This window comes from Lysinibacillus sp. FN11, assembly GCF_024628845.1.
In the GTDB taxonomy this organism is placed as follows: Bacteria; Bacillota; Bacilli; order Bacillales_A; family Planococcaceae; genus Lysinibacillus; species Lysinibacillus capsici.
The window spans coordinates 4,097,224-4,115,212 of the sequence record NZ_CP102383.1 but is presented as its reverse complement, the minus strand read 5'-3'; the positions used below and the strand labels follow the sequence as shown (position 1 = coordinate 4,115,212).

Genomic DNA, 17,989 nt, shown 5'->3' with positions numbered 1-17,989 from the left:
GGGAGGTACACACATGAGCCGCCTAAAAGAAAAATATTTAAATGAAGTTTCTCCAGCTCTTATGAGCAAATTTGGATATAAATCAGTTATGCAACTACCGAAAGTTGAGAAAATCGTTATCAACATGGGTGTTGGTGATGCAGTTCAAAACTCTAAAGCGTTAGATGCAGCTGTTGAAGAATTAACAATTATCACTGGTCAAAAACCAGTAGTAACTAAAGCTAAAAAATCGATCGCAGGTTTCCGTCTTCGTGAAGGTATGCCTATCGGTGCTAAAGTTACATTACGCGGTGAGCGTATGTATGAATTCTTGGACAAATTAATTTCTATCTCACTACCTCGTGTACGTGACTTCCGTGGTGTTTCTAAAAAAGCATTCGATGGTCGCGGTAACTACACTCTAGGTGTTAAAGAACAATTAATTTTCCCAGAAATCGATTACGATAAAGTTTCAAAAGTACGCGGTATGGACATCGTGATCGTAACGACAGCGAACTCTGACGAAGAAGCTCGCGAGTTATTGACACAATTCGGTATGCCGTTCCAAAAGTAATCAAACAAGGAGGGCGAAAACGTGGCTAAAAAATCTATGATCGTTAAACAACAACGTAAGCAAAAGTTTAAAGTGCAAGAGTATACACGTTGTGAACGCTGTGGTCGTCCACATTCAGTATATCGCAAATTCAAACTTTGCCGTATTTGTTTCCGAGAACTTGCATATAAGGGACAAATTCCTGGCGTGAAAAAAGCCAGCTGGTAATCCCCTAATTTGGGAAGGAGGTAAATGTAATGACAATGACTGATCCGATTGCAGATATGCTTACTCGCATTCGTAATGCGAACATGGTTCGTCACGAGAAGTTAGAAGTACCAGCTTCCAACGTGAAAAAAGAAATCGCTGAAATTTTAAAGCGTGAAGGTTTCGTACGTGACGTAGAATACGTGGAAGACAACAAACAAGGTATCATCCGTATTTTCTTAAAATATGGAAAAGATAACGAGCGCGTTATCACTGGCTTAAAACGTATTTCTAAACCTGGTTTACGTGTATATGCTAAAACAAATGAAGTACCTAAAGTATTGAACGGTCTTGGTATCGCTTTAGTGTCAACTTCACAAGGTTTATTAACAGATAAAGAAGCTCGCGCTAAACAAGTTGGCGGAGAAATTCTAGCATACGTTTGGTAATTAGCAATAAATGAATGGAGGTGCAACTAAATGTCTCGTGTAGGTAAAAAAATTATCGAGGTACCTGCTAACGTAACTGTTACTGTTGATGCAAACAACACTGTTACTGTTAAAGGTCCTAAAGGCGAACTTGTTCGTTCTTTCCACCAAGATATGAAAATTGAGCAAGAGGGTAACGTAATCACTGTAGTACGTCCTTCTGATTCAAAAGAACACCGCACAAACCACGGTACTACTCGTGCGCTTCTTGCGAACATGGTTACTGGTGTTTCTGCAGGTTTCGAAAAAGCTTTAGAACTTATCGGTGTTGGTTACCGTGCGCAATTACAAGGTACTAAACTTGTACTTAACGTAGGTTACTCTCATCCAGTAGAGTTCACACCTGAAGATGGTCTACAAATTGAAGTTCCTTCAAACACTAAAATCATCGTTAAAGGTATTAGCAAAGAACGCGTTGGTGCTCTTGCATCTAACATCCGTGACGTTCGTCCACCAGAGCCTTATAAAGGTAAAGGTATTCGTTATGAAGGCGAATATGTTCGTCGTAAAGAAGGTAAAACAGGTAAATAATGCAGCTTAAGCATTAGAAAGGAGTGACCCTTGTGATTACGAAACAAGATAAAAATCAGGTTCGTAAAAAACGTCATGCTCGCGTACGTTCTAAAATTTCGGGTACTGCTCAGCGTCCACGCTTAAACGTATTCCGTTCTAACAAGAACATTTACGCGCAACTTATCGATGACGTAGCAGGCGTAACAATTGTTAGCGCATCTTCTCAAGAAAATGGTTTCGAAGGTGCTGGTAGCAATGTTGACGCAGCAACTAAAGTCGGTGAAACAATCGCAAAACGCGCTGCGGAAAAAAATATTACTGCTGTAGTATTTGACCGTGGTGGTTACTTATATCATGGACGTGTTAAAGCTTTAGCTGAAGCTGCACGTGAGAACGGTTTAGAATTTTAATAAGAAGGAGGGACACATTTCATGAGTCGTATTGACGCAAACAAACTTGGAGAACTTGAAGAACGCGTAGTTACTATTAACCGCGTTGCTAAAGTTGTTAAAGGTGGACGTCGCTTCCGCTTCACAGCATTAGTTGTAGTTGGCGATAGAAACGGTCATGTAGGTTTCGGAACTGGTAAAGCTCAAGAGGTGCCAGATGCTATCCGCAAAGCTGTTGAAGATGCGAAGAAAAACTTAATCGAAGTGCCACGCGTAGGTGGAACAACTCCACACTTAGTGCAAGGTCGCTTTGGTGCAGGAGAAATCCTAATCAAACCTGCTGCTCCTGGTACAGGGGTTATCGCTGGTGGTCCAGTACGTGCTGTACTAGAACTTGCTGGTATTACTGATATTCTTTCAAAATCACTTGGATCTAACACACCAATTAACATGGTGCGTGCAACAATTCAAGGTTTAACTGAATTAAAACGCGTAGAGGACGTAGCTAAATTACGTGGTAAATCAGTGGAAGAACTATTAGGATAAGGGGGGAAAGATAATGGCTAACAAATTAGAAATCACCCTTACTAAATCTGTGATTGGTACTAAACCTGCACAACGCAAAACTGTTGAAGCTTTAGGTTTACGTAAATTACACCAAACTGTAGAGAAAGCTGATAACGCAGCTACTCGCGGTATGCTTGATAAAGTAGCTCACTTAGTTACTGTAAAAGAAATTTAATTTCCAATTATTGAACAAGGAGGTGCCACCCACTATGAAACTGCATGAGTTAAAACCAGCAGAAGGTTCTCGTAAGCAACGCAACCGCGTTGGTCGTGGTATCGGTTCTGGTAACGGTAAAACAGCAGGTAAAGGTCATAAAGGTCAAAACGCTCGTTCTGGTGGCGGTGTACGCCCAGGCTTTGAAGGCGGTCAGAACCCATTATTCCGTCGTTTACCAAAACGTGGCTTTACGAACATTAACCGTAAAGAATACGCGATCGTTAACCTTGATGCTTTAAACCGTTTCGAAGACGGTGCAGAGGTAACTGCTGCATTATTACTTGAAACTGGTCTAGTGAGCAATGAAAAAGCTGGAATTAAAGTTCTAGGCAACGGAACTCTTAATAAAAAGCTTACTGTCAAAGCTCATAAATTCTCAGCTTCAGCGAAAGAAGCAATCGAGAATGCCGGCGGAACTACTGAGGTGATTTAATGTTTCAGACAATCTCTAACTTTATGCGTGTTCGAGATATAAGAAATAAAATCATTTTCACACTTTTAATGTTAATCGTTTTTCGTATTGGAACTTTCATTCCAGTACCTAACGTTGACGCTAATGTATTAAAGGCAACTGATGAGTTTAACCTCGTTGGTTTCCTGAATACTTTTGGCGGTGGTGCTTTAAAGAACTTCTCCATCTTTGCGATGGGGATTATGCCTTACATCACAGCCTCAATTATTGTTCAGTTATTGCAAATGGACGTAGTACCGAAGTTTGCTGAGTGGGCAAAGCAAGGTGAAGTCGGAAGACGTAAACTTGCGCAATTTACACGCTACTTTACTATTATTCTTGCTTTTATTCAATCATTCGCGATGTCATTTGGTTTTAATAGAATGTATGGCGGGTCATTGATTAAGGAAGAAGGGGTTTTAACATATGTTATAATCTCTATTGTATTAACAGCGGGTACAGCATTCCTAGTATGGCTTGCTGATCAAATTACTGCGCATGGCGTTGGTAATGGTATTTCTGTTGTAATCTTCGCAGGTATCGTTGCGGCATTACCTACAGGTATCAACCAAATCTATGCACAACAAATCGAGGGTGCTGGTGATAAGCTATTTATCAACCTAATTATCCTTGGTCTACTTGTTTTAATCTTGCTTGCGGTTGTTATTGGAGTTATCTACGTGCAACAAGCACTACGTAAAATTCCAATTCAATATGCAAAACGAGTTACTGGGCGAAATCAACAAACTGGTGGTCAACAAACTCATTTACCATTAAAAGTAAATGCGGCAGGGGTTATTCCTGTAATCTTTGCTTCAGCGTTTCTGATGACACCTCGTACGTTAGTTCCGTTCTTCGGTGAAAATAATGTTACAACATTCATTAATAACACGTTTGATCATACAAAACCTGTTGGAATGATTATTTATGTGGCATTAATCATCGCATTCACATATTTCTATGCATTCGTACAAGTGAATCCAGAAAATGTGGCAGATAACTTGAAAAAGCAAGGTGCTTATATTCCAGGTATTCGTCCTGGTGAAAACACTCAAACGTATTTAACAAGCGTGTTATATCGTCTGACATTTGTCGGCGCGATTTTCTTAACTGTTATTTCAGTAATGCCGGTTATATTCATAAACTTTATGAATCTACCTGCCTCAGTGCAGATCGGTGGTACTAGTATTATTATCGTAGTCGGCGTAGCGCTCGAAACGATGAAGCAGCTAGAATCTCAACTTGTTAAACGTCACTACAAAGGCTTTATGAAATAATGTTGGTTTTTAGGGAACGTTCCATCGTTTCCTTTAATCAGCAAACCTTTTGTGGGAGGAATATTTCCTAATGAATATCGTTTTAATGGGTCTGCCAGGTGCTGGTAAAGGTACTCAGGCAGATAAAATTGTTGAGAAGTACGCAATTCCTCATATTTCTACAGGCGATATGTTCCGTGCTGCAATTAAAGAAGGTACTGAACTAGGCTTACAAGCTAAGTCGTTTATGGATCAAGGTGCACTTGTACCTGATGAAGTAACTATTGGTATTGTTCGTGAGCGACTGGCTAAACCTGATTGTGAAAAAGGATTCTTATTAGATGGTTTCCCACGTACTGTTCCTCAAGCTGAAGCCTTAGATAGCATTCTTGCTGATCTAGGTAAAGCTATTGAGCATACATTAAACATTCAAGTTGAAAAGGATGAGTTAATTGCTCGTCTTTCAGGTAGACGTATTTGTAAAACTTGTGGTACATCCTATCATTTAATTTTCAATCCTCCTGCTGAGGAAGGAAAATGTGATAAAGATGGTGGCGAGCTTTATACACGTGCAGATGATAATCCTGAAACGGTTGCTAACCGTCTGGAAGTAAATATGAAACAAGCACAACCTTTACTTGATTTCTATCAAGCTAAAGGCGTGTTAACTAATATAGATGGACAGCAAGATATTAACAAAGTGTTTGCTGATCTTGATGCTCTATTACAGAGCAGCCGCAGCTGATACCCGGCTCCGGGCGCAGAGTACTGCTTCCGCGGGAGGCATGCGGGAGCAACAACGAAACATAATTTTTTTGAGAGTTGCAAAAGCATATTGTGCCCGGTATATATTTCTTCTCAAAAGTGCAACATATCTTTTGGAGGAGTATAATGGGTTTCGTGGAAGCATCTGTGTAACGGGTATGAATATCTCATCCAAGACATTCCGGTATTCGTGTAAACATGGGAGATTCAGTGCCCTTACTGGTTCTGTATATTCCGTGGATTGTGTGAAGCGAAACCAGACGAGCGTCTTTCAAACATCTCTCATACAATCCAAACATATGTTGAAACGAGGTTGCTTCTAAAGTTGCAGCAGATATCCGTTTGATGTAACGATGAGAACTTTAATTTGCATATAGAGAGGAGACAGAGTAGATGGCGAAAGATGATGTAATTGAAGTCGAAGGGACAGTTGTTGAGACTTTGCCAAACGCGATGTTTAAGGTAGAATTAGAAAATGGACATGTGATTCTAGCACACGTATCTGGTAAGATTCGTATGCACTTTATCCGTATTCTACCTGGAGATAAGGTTACTATTGAGTTATCTCCTTATGATTTAACTCGCGGTCGTATCACATACCGTTTTAAATAATCTTTTGCGCTCCGGACTACTAAGGAGGTTAGGTTAGATGAAAGTGAGACCATCTGTGAAACCGATCTGCGAAAAATGTAAAGTAATTCGCCGACGCGGTAAAGTAATGGTAATCTGTGAAAATCCTAAACATAAACAAAAACAAGGTTAATTCTAAAGGAGGTGCACAACGTACATGGCACGTATTGCTGGTGTTGATATTCCTCGCGACAAACGCGTGGTAATTTCATTAACGTACATTTTCGGTATTGGTAAAACTACAGCTCAGAAAGTACTAGCTGATGCAGGTATTTCAGAAGATACTCGCGTACGCGACTTAACTGAAGATGAGTTAAACAAAATCCGTGAACAATTAGATTCTTACAAACTTGAAGGTGACTTACGTCGCGAAACTTCATTAAATATTAAACGTCTGATGGAAATCGGTTCATTCCGTGGTATCCGTCACCGTCGTGGCTTACCTGTTCGTGGTCAAAATACGAAGAACAATGCGCGTACGCGTAAAGGTCCTCGTAAAACAGTTGCGAACAAGAAAAAATAATTGGTAAAGGAGGTTCCTTCTTAACATGGCTCGTAAACAACAAACTCGTAAACGTCGTGTGAAAAAGAATATCGAATCTGGTATCGCACACATTCGTTCTACATTTAACAATACAATCGTAACGATTACAGATATGCAAGGTAACGCTGTATCTTGGTCAAGTGCTGGTGCTCTTGGTTTCCGTGGTTCACGTAAATCTACACCATTCGCTGCTCAAATGGCTGCAGAAACTGCTGCTAAAACATCCCTTGAACATGGTCTGAAAACGTTGGAAGTAACTGTTAAAGGTCCTGGTGCTGGTCGTGAAGCTGCAATTCGTGCACTTCAAGCTGCTGGTTTAGAAGTAACTGCTATTAAAGACGTTACTCCAGTTCCTCATAATGGTTGCCGTCCGCCAAAACGTCGTCGCGTGTAATGGGTGCGTCTCATATTGTATGAGAACATCATTTTTTGTACAGACTGTCTTGTGCAGATAATAAACGATACGTCATTGACGATCGAATCTATGATGGAAAGAACCTATACATTCGATGTTTTGAAGGAGGGTAAATAAAATGATCGAAATTGAAAAACCAAAGATTGAAACGGTGGAGATCAGCGAAGATTCCAAATATGGAAAGTTTGTTGTAGAACCGCTTGAACGCGGATATGGAAACACTTTGGGTAATTCTTTACGTCGTATCCTTCTGTCTTCATTACCAGGAGCTGCTGTCACTTCAATTCAAATTGATGGTGTTCTTCACGAATTCTCAACTGTAGAAGGTGTAGTAGAAGATGTAGCTTCAATCATTTTGAACGTGAAAAAACTAGCTCTTAAAATCTACTCTGACGAAGAAAAAGTTATTGAGATTGATGTTAAAGGCGATGGTACAGTTACGGCTGCTGACATTACACATGACAGTGACGTAGAAATTTTAAACCCAGATCTATATATTGCAACAATCGCTAAAAACGGTCATTTACGTATGCGTATGTATGCACAACGCGGCCGTGGTTACACTCCTGCTGATCAAAACAAACGTGAGGATCTTCCTATCGGCGTGATCCCGATCGACTCTATTTACACTCCAGTATCACGCGTCAATTTCCAAGTGGAAAATACTCGTGTTGGTCAGTCTTCTGACTACGACAAACTTTCTCTTGATGTGTGGACAGATGGCAGCATCGGTCCGAAAGAGGCGATTTCGCTCGGAGCAAAAATTTTAACCGAGCATCTTAACATCTTCGTTGGCATGACAGATGAGGCACAAACTGCTGAAATCATGGTCGAAAAAGAAGAAGATCAAAAAGAAAAAGTTTTAGAGATGACTATCGAAGAACTTGATCTTTCTGTTCGTTCTTATAACTGTTTAAAACGCGCTGGTATTAATACAGTACTAGAACTTGCGAATAAATCAGAAGACGATATGATGAAAGTTCGTAACCTTGGACGTAAGTCATTAGAAGAAGTAAAAGCGAAGTTAGAAGAGCTTGGTTTAGGATTACGCAAAGAAGACTAAGCGATTTAAACACAACTAACAAGATCAGATTTTTTTCTATAAAGGAGGGAAACATCCATGGGTTACAGAAAACTTGGTCGTACAAGTTCTCAACGTAAAGCGATGTTACGTGACTTAGCTACTGATTTAATCATCAACGAGCGTATCGAAACTACTGAGGCTCGCGCTAAAGAAGTACGTAAAGCTGTTGAAAAAATGATTACTTTAGGTAAACGCGGAGATTTACATGCACGCCGTCAAGCAGCTGCATTCATCCGTCGTGAACTAGTAACAACGACTGATGCAGAAGGTAACGAATCAACATCATTTGCACTTCAAAAGTTATTTGATGATGTTGCGCCACGTTATGCTGAGCGTCAAGGTGGTTACACTCGTATTCTTAAAGTAGGTCAACGTCGTGGCGACGGTGCACCTGTTGTTGTGATTGAACTAGTTTAATCATAAGAGAAAACTTGTGGTGAAGAGGGTGGGAATCACCACCCTCTTTCTTTATAAATGATTTATACGACAAATAATTAAGCTGAGCGTTATGATGAGCGGACACTTATTAGTGTGGCGTCTCGTTTAGCTCTCCGCACCTCATTCAGGAGAAGTAAGGGCTTGAGCACCCATATTTCTTGTAAATGTAACGACTAGCGCATTTCTATTGAATGAGGTGCGCGCTTTTTTATTAGATTAGATGGCGCCAATTTGTGGTGCTTTTTTTAATATATGGGTGTTATTTTGTTATTTATTAAACTAATATCAATTTGAGTTGTTATTGTAGTATTTTTCTTTTACCGACATACGGATTGTAGTAGAATTCATACATAAAAAAGTGTAAGTTAATTAGTAGAGCTGAGCGTAGGAGAGGAGTTCTAGATATGTCTGAAATTTTATCTTTAAATAATGTAACTTTTTCATATACACCAGAAAATCCAAATAGTCGTAATGCTGTTGAAAATGTTAGCTTTGCGGTGGAAGAAGGTGAGTGGATTGCTATTGTAGGACATAATGGTTCTGGTAAGTCCACCATTGCCAAGCTGATGAATGGTTTATTGTTTCCTCAACAGGGAGATGTAGGAATATTGCGCGAACCCTTGAATGAAGAAAATCTTTGGGAATCTCGCTCCTTAATGGGAATGGTTTTTCAAAACCCTGACAATCAATTCGTTGGAGCAACGGTACAGGATGATGTAGCATTTGCTTTGGAAAACAACGGTATCCCTTTTGAAGAAATGGTAAAACGTGTACATGCGGCACTCGAACAGGTAAAAATGAGTGAGTTTTTAGACCATGAGCCACATCATTTATCTGGTGGACAAAAACAGCGTGTAGCCATTGCTGGGGCACTTGCATTAAAGCCGAAGCTTTTAATTTTAGATGAGGCTACATCCATGTTAGATCCTCAGGGTCGTGCAGAGGTTTTACAAACGGTTCAAACATTACGTGCAGAAACAGGATTAACAGTATTATCTATTACTCATGATTTAGAAGAGGCAATGTTAGCTGATCGTGTTCTTTTTATGAATGATGGTAAGAAATTTGCAGAAGGTACACCTGCTGAAATCTTTGCACTTGGGGACAAGCTAGTTGAATTTGGACTAGATTTGCCATTTGCCTTGAAGTTATCGAAGCTATTGCAAAAGGAAGGTGTTCCATTAATGGGGCAACATATGACAGAAGAAGAGTTGGTGAATGATTTATGGACATCAAACTTCAACAAGTAAGCTATGCCTATGCACAAGGAACACCCTTTGAAAAACGGGCATTATTCGATGTGAATTTTAACATTCCATCTCATACTTATCAAGCGATAATTGGCCATACCGGTTCTGGAAAATCTACGATTCTGCAGCATTTTAACGCGCTTCTAAGACCTACTTCAGGAGAAGTACATATAGGAGATCGTCAAATTGTAGCTGGGAAAAAGGCAAAGGACTTAAAAGCTGTAAGACAAAAGGTTGGCATTGTCTTTCAATTTCCAGAGCATCAATTATTTGAAGAAACCGTGTTGAAGGACATTATGTTTGGCCCAATGAACTTTGGTATATCAGAGGAGGAGGCTGAAGCTCGTGCAAGAGAACTTGTCAGCTTAGTTGGTTTGCCAGATAATGTTTTGGATAAATCACCGTTTGATTTATCAGGTGGTCAAATGCGTCGAGTAGCGATTGCAGGTGTTTTGGCGATGGACCCTGAGGTTATTGTCTTAGATGAACCAACAGCAGGTCTTGATCCACGAGGTCAAAAGGAAATTATGGATATGTTTTATCAGCTCCATCAAGAACGTCATCTTACAACCATTCTAGTAACCCATAGTATGGAGGATGCCGCTCGATATGCAGATAATATTGTGATCATGCATGAAGGAAAGAATGTTTTAAGTGGATCACCACGAGTTATTTTTAAAGATGTTGAAACATTAAAGAAATTCCGTTTAGAGCCACCACGTATTGTCCGCTTTCAGCAAAAGATTGAGGACATGATGGGGCATTCCTTGTCTAAGGTTTGCTTAACAGAGGAAGAGCTTGCTGCTGAAATTGCTCAAGCACTTAGAGAGGAGCGTGCAGAGTCATGATGGAAAAAATGATATTTGGGCGCTTCTTACCTGGTAATTCACCCGTACACAAACTTGATCCACGATCAAAGCTGATCTTTGTGTTCGCCTTTATTATTATTGTGTTTTTAGCCAATAATACCGTGACATATGCTATGTTACTCGCATTCACGCTACTGATTGTATTAGTATCGCGTATTCGTCTATACTTTTTAATAAATGGACTCAAACCAGTACTCTTTTTAATGGCCTTCACATTCCTGCTCCATATTTTTATGACAAAGGAAGGCGTCCCTGTGTTTGAATCTAAATTCATTACCATTTATGACGAAGGGATTAGGCGGGGAATATTTATCTCAATTCGTTTTCTAGTATTAGTATTTATGACGTCAATCTTAACGTTAACTACATCACCAATTTCCATTACGGACGGTATCGAGGTTCTACTGAATCCCTTAAAAGCAATAAAAGTACCCGTTCATGAATTGGCTTTAATGATGTCCATCTCATTACGTTTTATTCCAACCTTAATGGATGAGACGGATAAAATTATGAAGGCACAAATGGCAAGAGGCTCTGATTTATCATCTGGACCAATTAAGGACCGTATAAAGGCTGTAGTGCCATTGCTTGTGCCTCTCTTTGTCAGTGCATTTAAACGGGCTGAAGATTTAGCAACAGCGATGGAAGTAAGAGGCTATCGCGGTGGTGAAGGACGCACTAGATACCGTAGGTTAAAATGGGATATGGGGGACACATTTGCGATTGTGTTATTAGTAGCAATAGGCGTATTGCTATTCTTCTATAGAAGTTAAAGGAGTAGGCTATATGCGACGATTAAAAGTAATTATAAGCTATGATGGCACACTTTTTTCGGGCTATCAGGTACAACCAGGGGAACGCACAGTGCAGGCTGAGCTTGAACGTGTTCTAGCCATTATGCATAAGGGAGAACATGTTAAGGTAACTGCAAGTGGTCGTACAGATGCTAAAGTACATGCGACAGGGCAAACATTGCATTTCGACACACCACTTGCGATTCCAGCAGAAAAGTATCGAAAGGCTTTGAATGTGCAACTGCCAAGAGATATTCGTGTATTATTGGTAGAGGAAGTGGCACATGACTTTCATGCGCGTTACGACGTGGTTGGCAAAAGATATCGCTATATTTGGTCTTGTGAGCCTATCCAAAGTCCATTCCGCAGATATTATACAGTGGAGACAAATGGGGTCAAACCTAACGTAGAGGCGATGCAAGAGGCAGCTAAGGCTATTACTGGTACACATGACTTTTCTTGTTTTTGTGCGGCGAATACAAGCGTGAAAGATAAAGTACGCACAGTAACATTGTTGCAATTTGAATGGCATGGTGAAGAGCTACATATGGTGATTGAAGGGAATGGCTTCTTATATAATATGGTACGTATTATTGCAGGTACTCTTTGGGAGGTTGGGATAGGTCGACGTATGGTTGACAATGTGTCCCAGGTAGTTGCTTCAGGTAATCGTGATAAGGCGGGTAAAACCGCACCACCACAAGGGCTATACTTAGAAAAAGTGTTCTATTAGTGGCGTTCTACAATTCTGAACAACTTCACCAGGTGTTTAATGAAATTGCTTGACTTTAAAAGTCATTCATTATATGATAACAGATGGTATTTTCATTACCACCACAAATAAGCCCCGAAACTTATAGTGTAGTCTAATGAAAAATAACGGTAATCGAATCGATTAGGAGGATATATACATGCGTACAACATTCATGGCTAAAGGTCACGAAGTAGACCGTAAATGGTTAGTAGTTGATGCAGAAGGCCAAACTCTTGGACGTTTAGCTTCTGAAGTAGCTGCAATCTTACGTGGTAAACATAAACCAACATTCACACCAAACGTTGACACAGGTGATCACGTAATCATCATCAACGCTGACAAAATCCATTTAACTGGTAACAAATTAGAGGGTAAACTATACCGTCACCACACTCAATTTGCGGGTGGTTTAAAAACACGTACTGCTGGTGAAATGCTAGATAAGTACCCAACAAGAATGATCGAATTAGCAGTTAAAGGAATGCTTCCTAAAAACTCTTTAGGTCGCAAAATGTTCACTAAACTTAATGTTTACACTGGAACAGAGCATCCACATGCTGCACAAAAACCAGAAGCATACGAGCTTCGCGGATAATATAAATTAAGAGGAGGATATTACTTTGGCACAAGTTCAATACATCGGCACTGGTCGCCGTAAAAGCTCTGTAGCTCGCGTACGTTTAGTACCAGGTACAGGTAAAATTGTTATCAACAAACGTGAAATCGAAGAATACGTACCATTCGCTGCATTACGCGAAGTAATTAAACAACCATTAGTAGCTACTGAAACTACAGGAAGCTATGATATCCACGTAAACGTTAACGGTGGTGGATACACTGGTCAAGCTGGTGCTGTTCGTCACGGTATCGCTCGTGCTCTACTTCAAGTAGACCCAGATTTCCGTGCTGCATTAAAATCAGCTGGATTACTTACTCGTGATTCACGCATGAAAGAACGTAAAAAACCAGGTCTACGCGGCGCTCGTCGTGCACCTCAATTCTCAAAACGTTAATCAATATCTTATTGTATCAACGTTTACAAAGGTTTATTGGTTCAAGTTGGTTCAAATCGGCTTGAACTTCATAAAGAACTTAACAGATTTAAAGCATCGGCATCTTGCTGGTGCTTTTTTTCTGGCATTAATTCCAGATAATAATTTTGCGTTGTTTGAATATTGATATGACCTAGCCTTTTGGAAACATAAGCAATATCAATATCTTTGGCAAATAGAAATGATGCATGGGTATCCCTTAGACCGTGAAAAGTCGTTTTTTTAATGTTTAATTTCGTTAATAACTCTGCCAATTGTTCGGATTGTTTAAAGCCGCCGAAGCCAAAAATATAGCCATTCTCTTTAACAGGGATTTTACGAATCAGCTCATACACATCTTTGTTTATAGAAACATCACGTTTTGCATTTTGCGTTTTCAACGAAGTATCGTCAGAAGTAGGACTGATTGAATGCCTAACTTCTATTCCGTATTCAAACAGGCTTTCTGGTCTTATTGCTAGTAGTTCTCCACGTCGCATACCTGTTTCTAATGCAAGTAATACAAGTACGTTAAACTCATCTTCTGGATGATTTAAAACGTAATTGCGGAGCTTTTTAAAATCAGTGATTGATAATGCTCTGTTTCGCTTAGGTGGGTTTTCTCCACGAGTTTTTACTAATCGTGCGAAATCATTAGCAATATAACCTCGAGCATAGGCATCACGTAAAGCAGTTTTGATTTTTAATAATACTTCATGTGTTGTTTTGCGAGAATGTGTTTTTGCATATTCATCAATTTTCTTCTGGACAACAATATCATTTAAATCTTTTAATTGAATGTCCTGAAATAAGTTCCGAATAACTGCTAAAGTTCGAACGTAATTTTGAAATGTAGTTTCTTTCACGTCATTTACTTTCACAAGATAAATCCAATTATCGAAAAAGTCCGCAAACGTTGTTGTTCTGTGGGCGAGTTCTTTACCTTCTCCTTTTGCTAACTCCATTTCTAAAGTCCAAAGTTCTGCTTCCTTTTTTGTTGGAAAGGTCTTAGAAAGTTTTTTATGTTTTCCTTGTTTGTATAAAGAAACTTGCGCCCTATATGATTTTCCTCTTTTAATAATACTAGCCATGCTATCAATTCCCTTCATAAAAATAGTTGATAGATGCTAGCTGAATACAACTGTATTGTATTCTGAAACTAGCATGGTATCAACTGGAATGAATTTAGATTGAGTTATTTTCAATAAATTGTATTAAAGATTTCATGGTATACCGTTCATGTCTACCTATCATAAAGCGCTGAAGATCTTTATGAGAACGGACGTACTTATCAAATGACTTAGGGTCTATTCCTAAGAAGTTTGATGCTTGTTCTCGTGTAAGTAAGAAGGGAGCAGTTATACATTCCTTGTATTCCATAAAGTGATTCACCTTTCTTTTCTGCTTTATTAATGAAATACTTATAATAAGGCAGTTTATGAATTATTGTCCTGTGAGTTGTCATCATTATTAGACTACTTATCTTCTACTCCAGTAAAAGGTATTTTCACTATCTTATCTATACCGAATTTTTCCGTTAGTATGTTAGCAGGAGCAGTCCAATTCAGGAATTCTTCTGTCGTAAATTCCTTATGTACGCCCTGTTTTTCTATCAATAAGACCTTTTTAATACGGCGTAGAAATGCTTGCCAAACCGCCATATTTTCTGATTGTACCGTTTCGTATTGCTTTCTTAATGGTAAATTACTAATGATATAAACTTTTGTAAAGGTTGCCTGTTTGTTACTGTAGCGAGAAGGTAACTCAAGTGGATACCCGTCAAGGTAATTAAGGATATCCTGTAATTTTATAGAACTCGAAAATTCCTCGAATACAATCACGTCTTGCTGACGATAAGAGTCGAACGGATGTTTGTAGTCGGTGACTCTAAAAACGTCTGAATATCCATATTTTTCCATTACATAACGTGATTTCCCTGTACCTGTTGGACCGCAAATATAGGTTACTTCTAGTTCTCGCCAATCATTTTTGTATTTTTCTTCCAAAATGGATTTTCGAGTTCTATCAATATGTTGCAAAAGCAATATATTGTCGGGGTTCTGCTCGATAATTTCTGCATTAGTAAAACCATCTTGAATTAGCTCATACAATTCAGCGAGGTCAGTTCGGTTTCCTGCTCTTTCAATTGGGATTTCCCCCCATTCCCAATGGGTTTCCTTTAGGTTAGTTTCAGCCTTATTCGTATCAGCCCATTTCCCTTGCTTAAAGACATAATCACGGTTGTTCTCTGCTGTTCCCCGCGATTTGTCTATATGAGCTGTAGGGAAATGCTTCTTGATTTTACTGAATCGAACCACTTGAGAGAAAGCTAAGAAAATATGCTTATGATGTTGACTGGCAACTTCGTCACTCATACAGGCATACACTAAGTTCTTGAAATTATTAGCTAATATTTCTTGGATTGACTCATGTGTAATATCATGCTCAGTAGGGTTATTAATCGTAAGTAAGTATTTCCTAGATTTGGAGTCTTTCTTTGGTGTTGGTTCTTTTTCCACAAGTACTTCTTTTGTTTCATTTGAATCGTTCATTTTGATTCTCCTTTCTCTGTTGGTGGACTTACTAATTATCTGTAGATTATCAAAAGTTTTGTTGCATTTTGGGACATTTATCTATTAAATTAAATATCTTTTCAATTTGCCTCAGAAATGAAAATGCCTCATTTGGTGTGACAAGCGTTGAAGCCTGATGGTTACAGTGTTTATATGGCTGCCTCAGAGGTTAGCTAGGTAATACTAAGCTAGCTAACTGCCATCGCAAGCGATGGAGGGGTAGGCGTCTTGCTCCGCTTACGCTCGCAACGCCTACCCTCATCTTGTATGACTTACTAGCCATCCCTTTATTAACGATTCAATGCCTGCTTGATATAGTGCTCCAACTTTCCTCGATTTTTGACCTGAGGCACTTTAATGCTATAGAGTGCCACCCCATCAGTGAGGTAGCCACTACCTTGCCCATGCGTTTCTGTCATCTCGTCCTTGAAATCGTTAAACATCATGGCCTTCCCTTCTTTGGATAAATTACCCAATCCGATAACGGTTCCTAGAGAATCTCTAACACCACTGTTAAAATAGGATGAATCTGGTCTTTGTGTAGAAATAAGTAAATGACAATTCATGCTTCTGCCCATAAAAACAAGGTTGGCTATCATCATTTTCATGCTCTCTGTTACTTTTTTATCAAAGTATCCTAACATAGAACCTAATTCTTCAATTACTAGTAATTTGAAATTTCTATCAGTTTCTTGCCCTTGTTGTCGCAGTAAAAATTCCTGATAAAACTGTTCCAAACCTTCTTTTACGTTGGCAAATTCATAGAGGTTTGGGCAACTTCTTGCAAAGTGATAGTCGTCCGCTTTAAAATCGAGGAGCGTTACAGAAGCATTCGGAATTTTAAGTGCAACACGTCCTATTACCAATTTATTCAAGAACGTTTTTCCGCTCCCCGATGCACCAACAGTCAAAATATGCGGGGTTTTTCCCCAATCTATTTGATGGTAGTGGATAAACCCTCGATAAAAAAGTATTTTATCCATTACCACATTTATTTGTGTCATAATCAAAAGTCCTCATCAAAAGGTTGTTGCTTATTTGGACTTGACGGACGCCCTACCTTTTTCCGTTTCACATAGTCATAGCCAGCTTCATTTATCACATGCACTAATTGTATATGGATAAATTCACCTAAATCAGTAATATTATCGACAAATAGACAAGGTTCATCTTTGTAATACAATTGCCTATTTTCAGCTATTTCCTTTTCTTTTAATCTAGCATTTATTAACGATTGCAACATTTTTTCGCTAAATGCTAATTTATTTCCTTCAATCGGCTCAGGAGATTTTTTTAACAATCGGAAATAGAATCTATCAATTTCATTTTGCGTATCACAGTATGGTGGACATTGAATATCTTCTTGCGCTTGTGGCTGCTTTACGTCCACCCATGTGTTCATCTCTCTTAGAGAATTGAAGATGAATTTTGTGACATTTCTATAGATGACATCATTTCTGTGTCTTTGTTCCGCTATTCTTTTTTGTTTTCTCTCTGCCAATTCAGATTTGATGAGATACGCTACAAACAGAGCTCCTCCGATGGAGATAAAATATTGTGTAACTAATACGCCTAATATACTAACGATTATCAAAGGCGTTACTACTTTGAATAACCAATTTTCCAAAAAGAATGCGAATAACATACTTTTCGCTAGTTCGATTTTACTTTTATCGCCCTTTGCTGATATAATCTGCTCTTTGTAGCTATGAATCGCTGTTGTTGTTCTTTGTGGTAATTTCACTAGGAAATCAATAATCACTTCTAATATTTTTATCAATTTCATGCTACTTCCTCCTAAATATCCCACCATTCAGTTTGTTTGCTGACTGAATAGTGGAATATTATTTACTTAAGCCTTGGCGATTGTTACCTTGCTAGCTTTACAAGTTATTTCATAGCTCCTTGTACGGTCTGACATGTAGAACTTAGACTCAAATCCTTGGCACATTATATACACAGGCTCTTTTGCTTCGGAAAGCTGTTCCATTGTTAGCAGTGGTGGCTGATTCTCAACCTTAATCTGGATTTTATTAAATCCATTTTCTTCTAATAACACTTCGTATGTGAAGCCAATTTGTGCTTTAGTATTAAAATCTACTAATGGTCTGATACCAATAAGTCTGGCTCTGTCAGATTTAGCGACACCTTCAAAGGTTAAAGTCACGTTGTTTGGTTTAATAGACATATTTCTTCTACCTGCTTTCTTCAACTTGATTGTA

The 17,989-nt window shown here is 39.0% G+C and carries 27 protein-coding genes and 1 pseudogene; 23 read left to right on the top strand and 5 right to left on the bottom strand.

Features of this window, described 5'->3' with window-relative positions:
- The first annotated feature begins 13 nt into the window (after positions 1–13).
- From rplE to rpsI, 23 genes and pseudogenes are all read left to right on the top strand, one after another.
- Positions 14–553: a 50S ribosomal protein L5 gene (gene rplE, locus NP781_RS21695; protein ID WP_004233654.1), complete on the top strand. Its 540-nt coding sequence runs from the start codon at positions 14–16 to the stop codon at positions 551–553.
- Between the two features lie 21 nt (positions 554–574).
- Positions 575–760: a type Z 30S ribosomal protein S14 gene (locus NP781_RS21690; protein ID WP_004233656.1), complete on the top strand. Its 186-nt coding sequence runs from the start codon at positions 575–577 to the stop codon at positions 758–760.
- A 29-nt stretch (positions 761–789) separates the two neighbouring features.
- Positions 790–1,188, top strand: coding sequence for a 30S ribosomal protein S8 (gene rpsH, locus NP781_RS21685; protein WP_004233658.1), 399 nt, complete (start codon positions 790–792; stop codon positions 1,186–1,188).
- A gap of 30 nt (positions 1,189–1,218) precedes the next feature.
- The gene (gene rplF / locus NP781_RS21680) at positions 1,219–1,758 is read left to right on the top strand and encodes a 50S ribosomal protein L6 (RefSeq protein ID WP_221682380.1); all 540 of its coding nucleotides are present in this window, start codon (positions 1,219–1,221) and stop codon (positions 1,756–1,758) included.
- A gap of 32 nt (positions 1,759–1,790) precedes the next feature.
- A complete protein-coding gene (gene rplR / locus NP781_RS21675) occupies positions 1,791–2,150 on the top strand; it encodes a 50S ribosomal protein L18 (protein WP_004233662.1) in 360 nt (119 codons plus the stop codon).
- Between the two features lie 21 nt (positions 2,151–2,171).
- Positions 2,172–2,675 carry a 30S ribosomal protein S5 gene (rpsE, locus tag NP781_RS21670; protein WP_004233664.1) on the top strand — a complete coding sequence of 168 codons (504 nt, stop codon included), beginning with the start codon at positions 2,172–2,174 and terminating at the stop codon, positions 2,673–2,675.
- 13 nt (positions 2,676–2,688) lie between these two features.
- Entirely contained in the window at positions 2,689–2,871 is a 183-nt protein-coding gene (gene rpmD, locus NP781_RS21665) for a 50S ribosomal protein L30 (RefSeq protein WP_004233668.1), read from the top strand.
- A 34-nt stretch (positions 2,872–2,905) separates the two neighbouring features.
- Complete coding sequence (gene rplO, locus NP781_RS21660) at positions 2,906–3,346, top strand: 50S ribosomal protein L15 (protein WP_004233670.1); 441 nt, start codon at positions 2,906–2,908, stop codon at positions 3,344–3,346.
- Positions 3,346–4,641 (top strand): preprotein translocase subunit SecY, encoded by a 1,296-nt coding sequence (gene secY / locus NP781_RS21655; RefSeq protein ID WP_004233672.1) that lies wholly within the window; start codon positions 3,346–3,348, stop codon positions 4,639–4,641. The genes rplO and secY overlap by 1 nt, the downstream gene beginning before the upstream one ends.
- 70 nt (positions 4,642–4,711) lie before the next feature.
- The gene (locus NP781_RS21650) at positions 4,712–5,365 is read left to right on the top strand and encodes an adenylate kinase (protein WP_004233689.1); all 654 of its coding nucleotides are present in this window, start codon (positions 4,712–4,714) and stop codon (positions 5,363–5,365) included.
- Between the two features lie 249 nt (positions 5,366–5,614).
- Positions 5,615–5,692, top strand: a pseudogene (locus tag NP781_RS21645) (type I methionyl aminopeptidase); the annotation flags it as partial.
- A gap of 86 nt (positions 5,693–5,778) precedes the next feature.
- Positions 5,779–5,997 (top strand): translation initiation factor IF-1, encoded by a 219-nt coding sequence (infA, locus tag NP781_RS21640; protein WP_004233690.1) that lies wholly within the window; start codon positions 5,779–5,781, stop codon positions 5,995–5,997.
- 37 nt (positions 5,998–6,034) lie between these two features.
- Positions 6,035–6,148: a 50S ribosomal protein L36 gene (gene rpmJ, locus NP781_RS21635; RefSeq protein WP_000868344.1), complete on the top strand. Its 114-nt coding sequence runs from the start codon at positions 6,035–6,037 to the stop codon at positions 6,146–6,148.
- Positions 6,149–6,172: 24 nt separating this feature from the next.
- Positions 6,173–6,538 carry a 30S ribosomal protein S13 gene (gene rpsM, locus NP781_RS21630; RefSeq protein WP_004233729.1) on the top strand — a complete coding sequence of 122 codons (366 nt, stop codon included), beginning with the start codon at positions 6,173–6,175 and terminating at the stop codon, positions 6,536–6,538.
- A gap of 25 nt (positions 6,539–6,563) precedes the next feature.
- On the top strand, positions 6,564–6,953 hold the full coding sequence (gene rpsK / locus NP781_RS21625) for a 30S ribosomal protein S11 (RefSeq protein ID WP_004233731.1): 390 nt from the start codon (positions 6,564–6,566) through the stop codon (positions 6,951–6,953).
- Between the two features lie 139 nt (positions 6,954–7,092).
- Positions 7,093–8,037 (top strand): DNA-directed RNA polymerase subunit alpha, encoded by a 945-nt coding sequence (locus NP781_RS21620; RefSeq protein ID WP_004233733.1) that lies wholly within the window; start codon positions 7,093–7,095, stop codon positions 8,035–8,037.
- Positions 8,038–8,094: 57 nt separating this feature from the next.
- Positions 8,095–8,475, top strand: coding sequence for a 50S ribosomal protein L17 (rplQ, locus tag NP781_RS21615; RefSeq protein WP_004233734.1), 381 nt, complete (start codon positions 8,095–8,097; stop codon positions 8,473–8,475).
- A gap of 425 nt (positions 8,476–8,900) precedes the next feature.
- On the top strand, positions 8,901–9,746 hold the full coding sequence (locus NP781_RS21610; RefSeq protein WP_257520815.1) for an energy-coupling factor ABC transporter ATP-binding protein: 846 nt from the start codon (positions 8,901–8,903) through the stop codon (positions 9,744–9,746).
- Positions 9,722–10,594 carry an energy-coupling factor ABC transporter ATP-binding protein gene (locus tag NP781_RS21605; RefSeq protein WP_257520814.1) on the top strand — a complete coding sequence of 291 codons (873 nt, stop codon included), beginning with the start codon at positions 9,722–9,724 and terminating at the stop codon, positions 10,592–10,594. The genes NP781_RS21610 and NP781_RS21605 overlap by 25 nt, the downstream gene beginning before the upstream one ends.
- Complete coding sequence (locus tag NP781_RS21600) at positions 10,591–11,388, top strand: energy-coupling factor transporter transmembrane component T family protein (protein ID WP_221682376.1); 798 nt, start codon at positions 10,591–10,593, stop codon at positions 11,386–11,388. Before NP781_RS21605 ends, NP781_RS21600 begins: the two co-directional genes overlap by 4 nt.
- A gap of 13 nt (positions 11,389–11,401) precedes the next feature.
- Positions 11,402–12,142 (top strand): tRNA pseudouridine(38-40) synthase TruA, encoded by a 741-nt coding sequence (truA, locus tag NP781_RS21595; protein WP_221682375.1) that lies wholly within the window; start codon positions 11,402–11,404, stop codon positions 12,140–12,142.
- Positions 12,143–12,320: 178 nt separating this feature from the next.
- A complete protein-coding gene (gene rplM, locus NP781_RS21590; RefSeq protein WP_004233742.1) occupies positions 12,321–12,758 on the top strand; it encodes a 50S ribosomal protein L13 in 438 nt (145 codons plus the stop codon).
- A gap of 25 nt (positions 12,759–12,783) precedes the next feature.
- Positions 12,784–13,176 carry a 30S ribosomal protein S9 gene (gene rpsI / locus NP781_RS21585; RefSeq protein WP_004233744.1) on the top strand — a complete coding sequence of 131 codons (393 nt, stop codon included), beginning with the start codon at positions 12,784–12,786 and terminating at the stop codon, positions 13,174–13,176.
- Between the two features lie 68 nt (positions 13,177–13,244).
- On the opposite strand, the gene NP781_RS21580 is transcribed toward rpsI, so the two are convergent.
- The 5 genes from NP781_RS21580 to NP781_RS21560 all read right to left on the bottom strand — a co-directional run bounded on the left by NP781_RS21580 (position 13,245) and on the right by NP781_RS21560 (position 17,955).
- Positions 13,245–14,285: a tyrosine-type recombinase/integrase gene (locus NP781_RS21580; RefSeq protein ID WP_257520813.1), complete on the bottom strand. Its 1,041-nt coding sequence runs from the start codon at positions 14,283–14,285 to the stop codon at positions 13,245–13,247.
- 384 nt (positions 14,286–14,669) lie between these two features.
- Complete coding sequence (locus NP781_RS21575) at positions 14,670–15,746, bottom strand: hypothetical protein (RefSeq protein WP_257520812.1); 1,077 nt, start codon at positions 15,744–15,746, stop codon at positions 14,670–14,672.
- A 311-nt stretch (positions 15,747–16,057) separates the two neighbouring features.
- Positions 16,058–16,771 (bottom strand): P-loop NTPase family protein, encoded by a 714-nt coding sequence (locus NP781_RS21570; protein ID WP_257520811.1) that lies wholly within the window; start codon positions 16,769–16,771, stop codon positions 16,058–16,060.
- Between the two features lie 2 nt (positions 16,772–16,773).
- The gene (locus NP781_RS21565; RefSeq protein ID WP_257520810.1) at positions 16,774–17,553 is read right to left on the bottom strand and encodes a hypothetical protein; all 780 of its coding nucleotides are present in this window, start codon (positions 17,551–17,553) and stop codon (positions 16,774–16,776) included.
- A gap of 66 nt (positions 17,554–17,619) precedes the next feature.
- A complete protein-coding gene (locus NP781_RS21560) occupies positions 17,620–17,955 on the bottom strand; it encodes a hypothetical protein (RefSeq protein WP_257520809.1) in 336 nt (111 codons plus the stop codon).
- Positions 17,956–17,989: the final 34 nt, after the last annotated feature.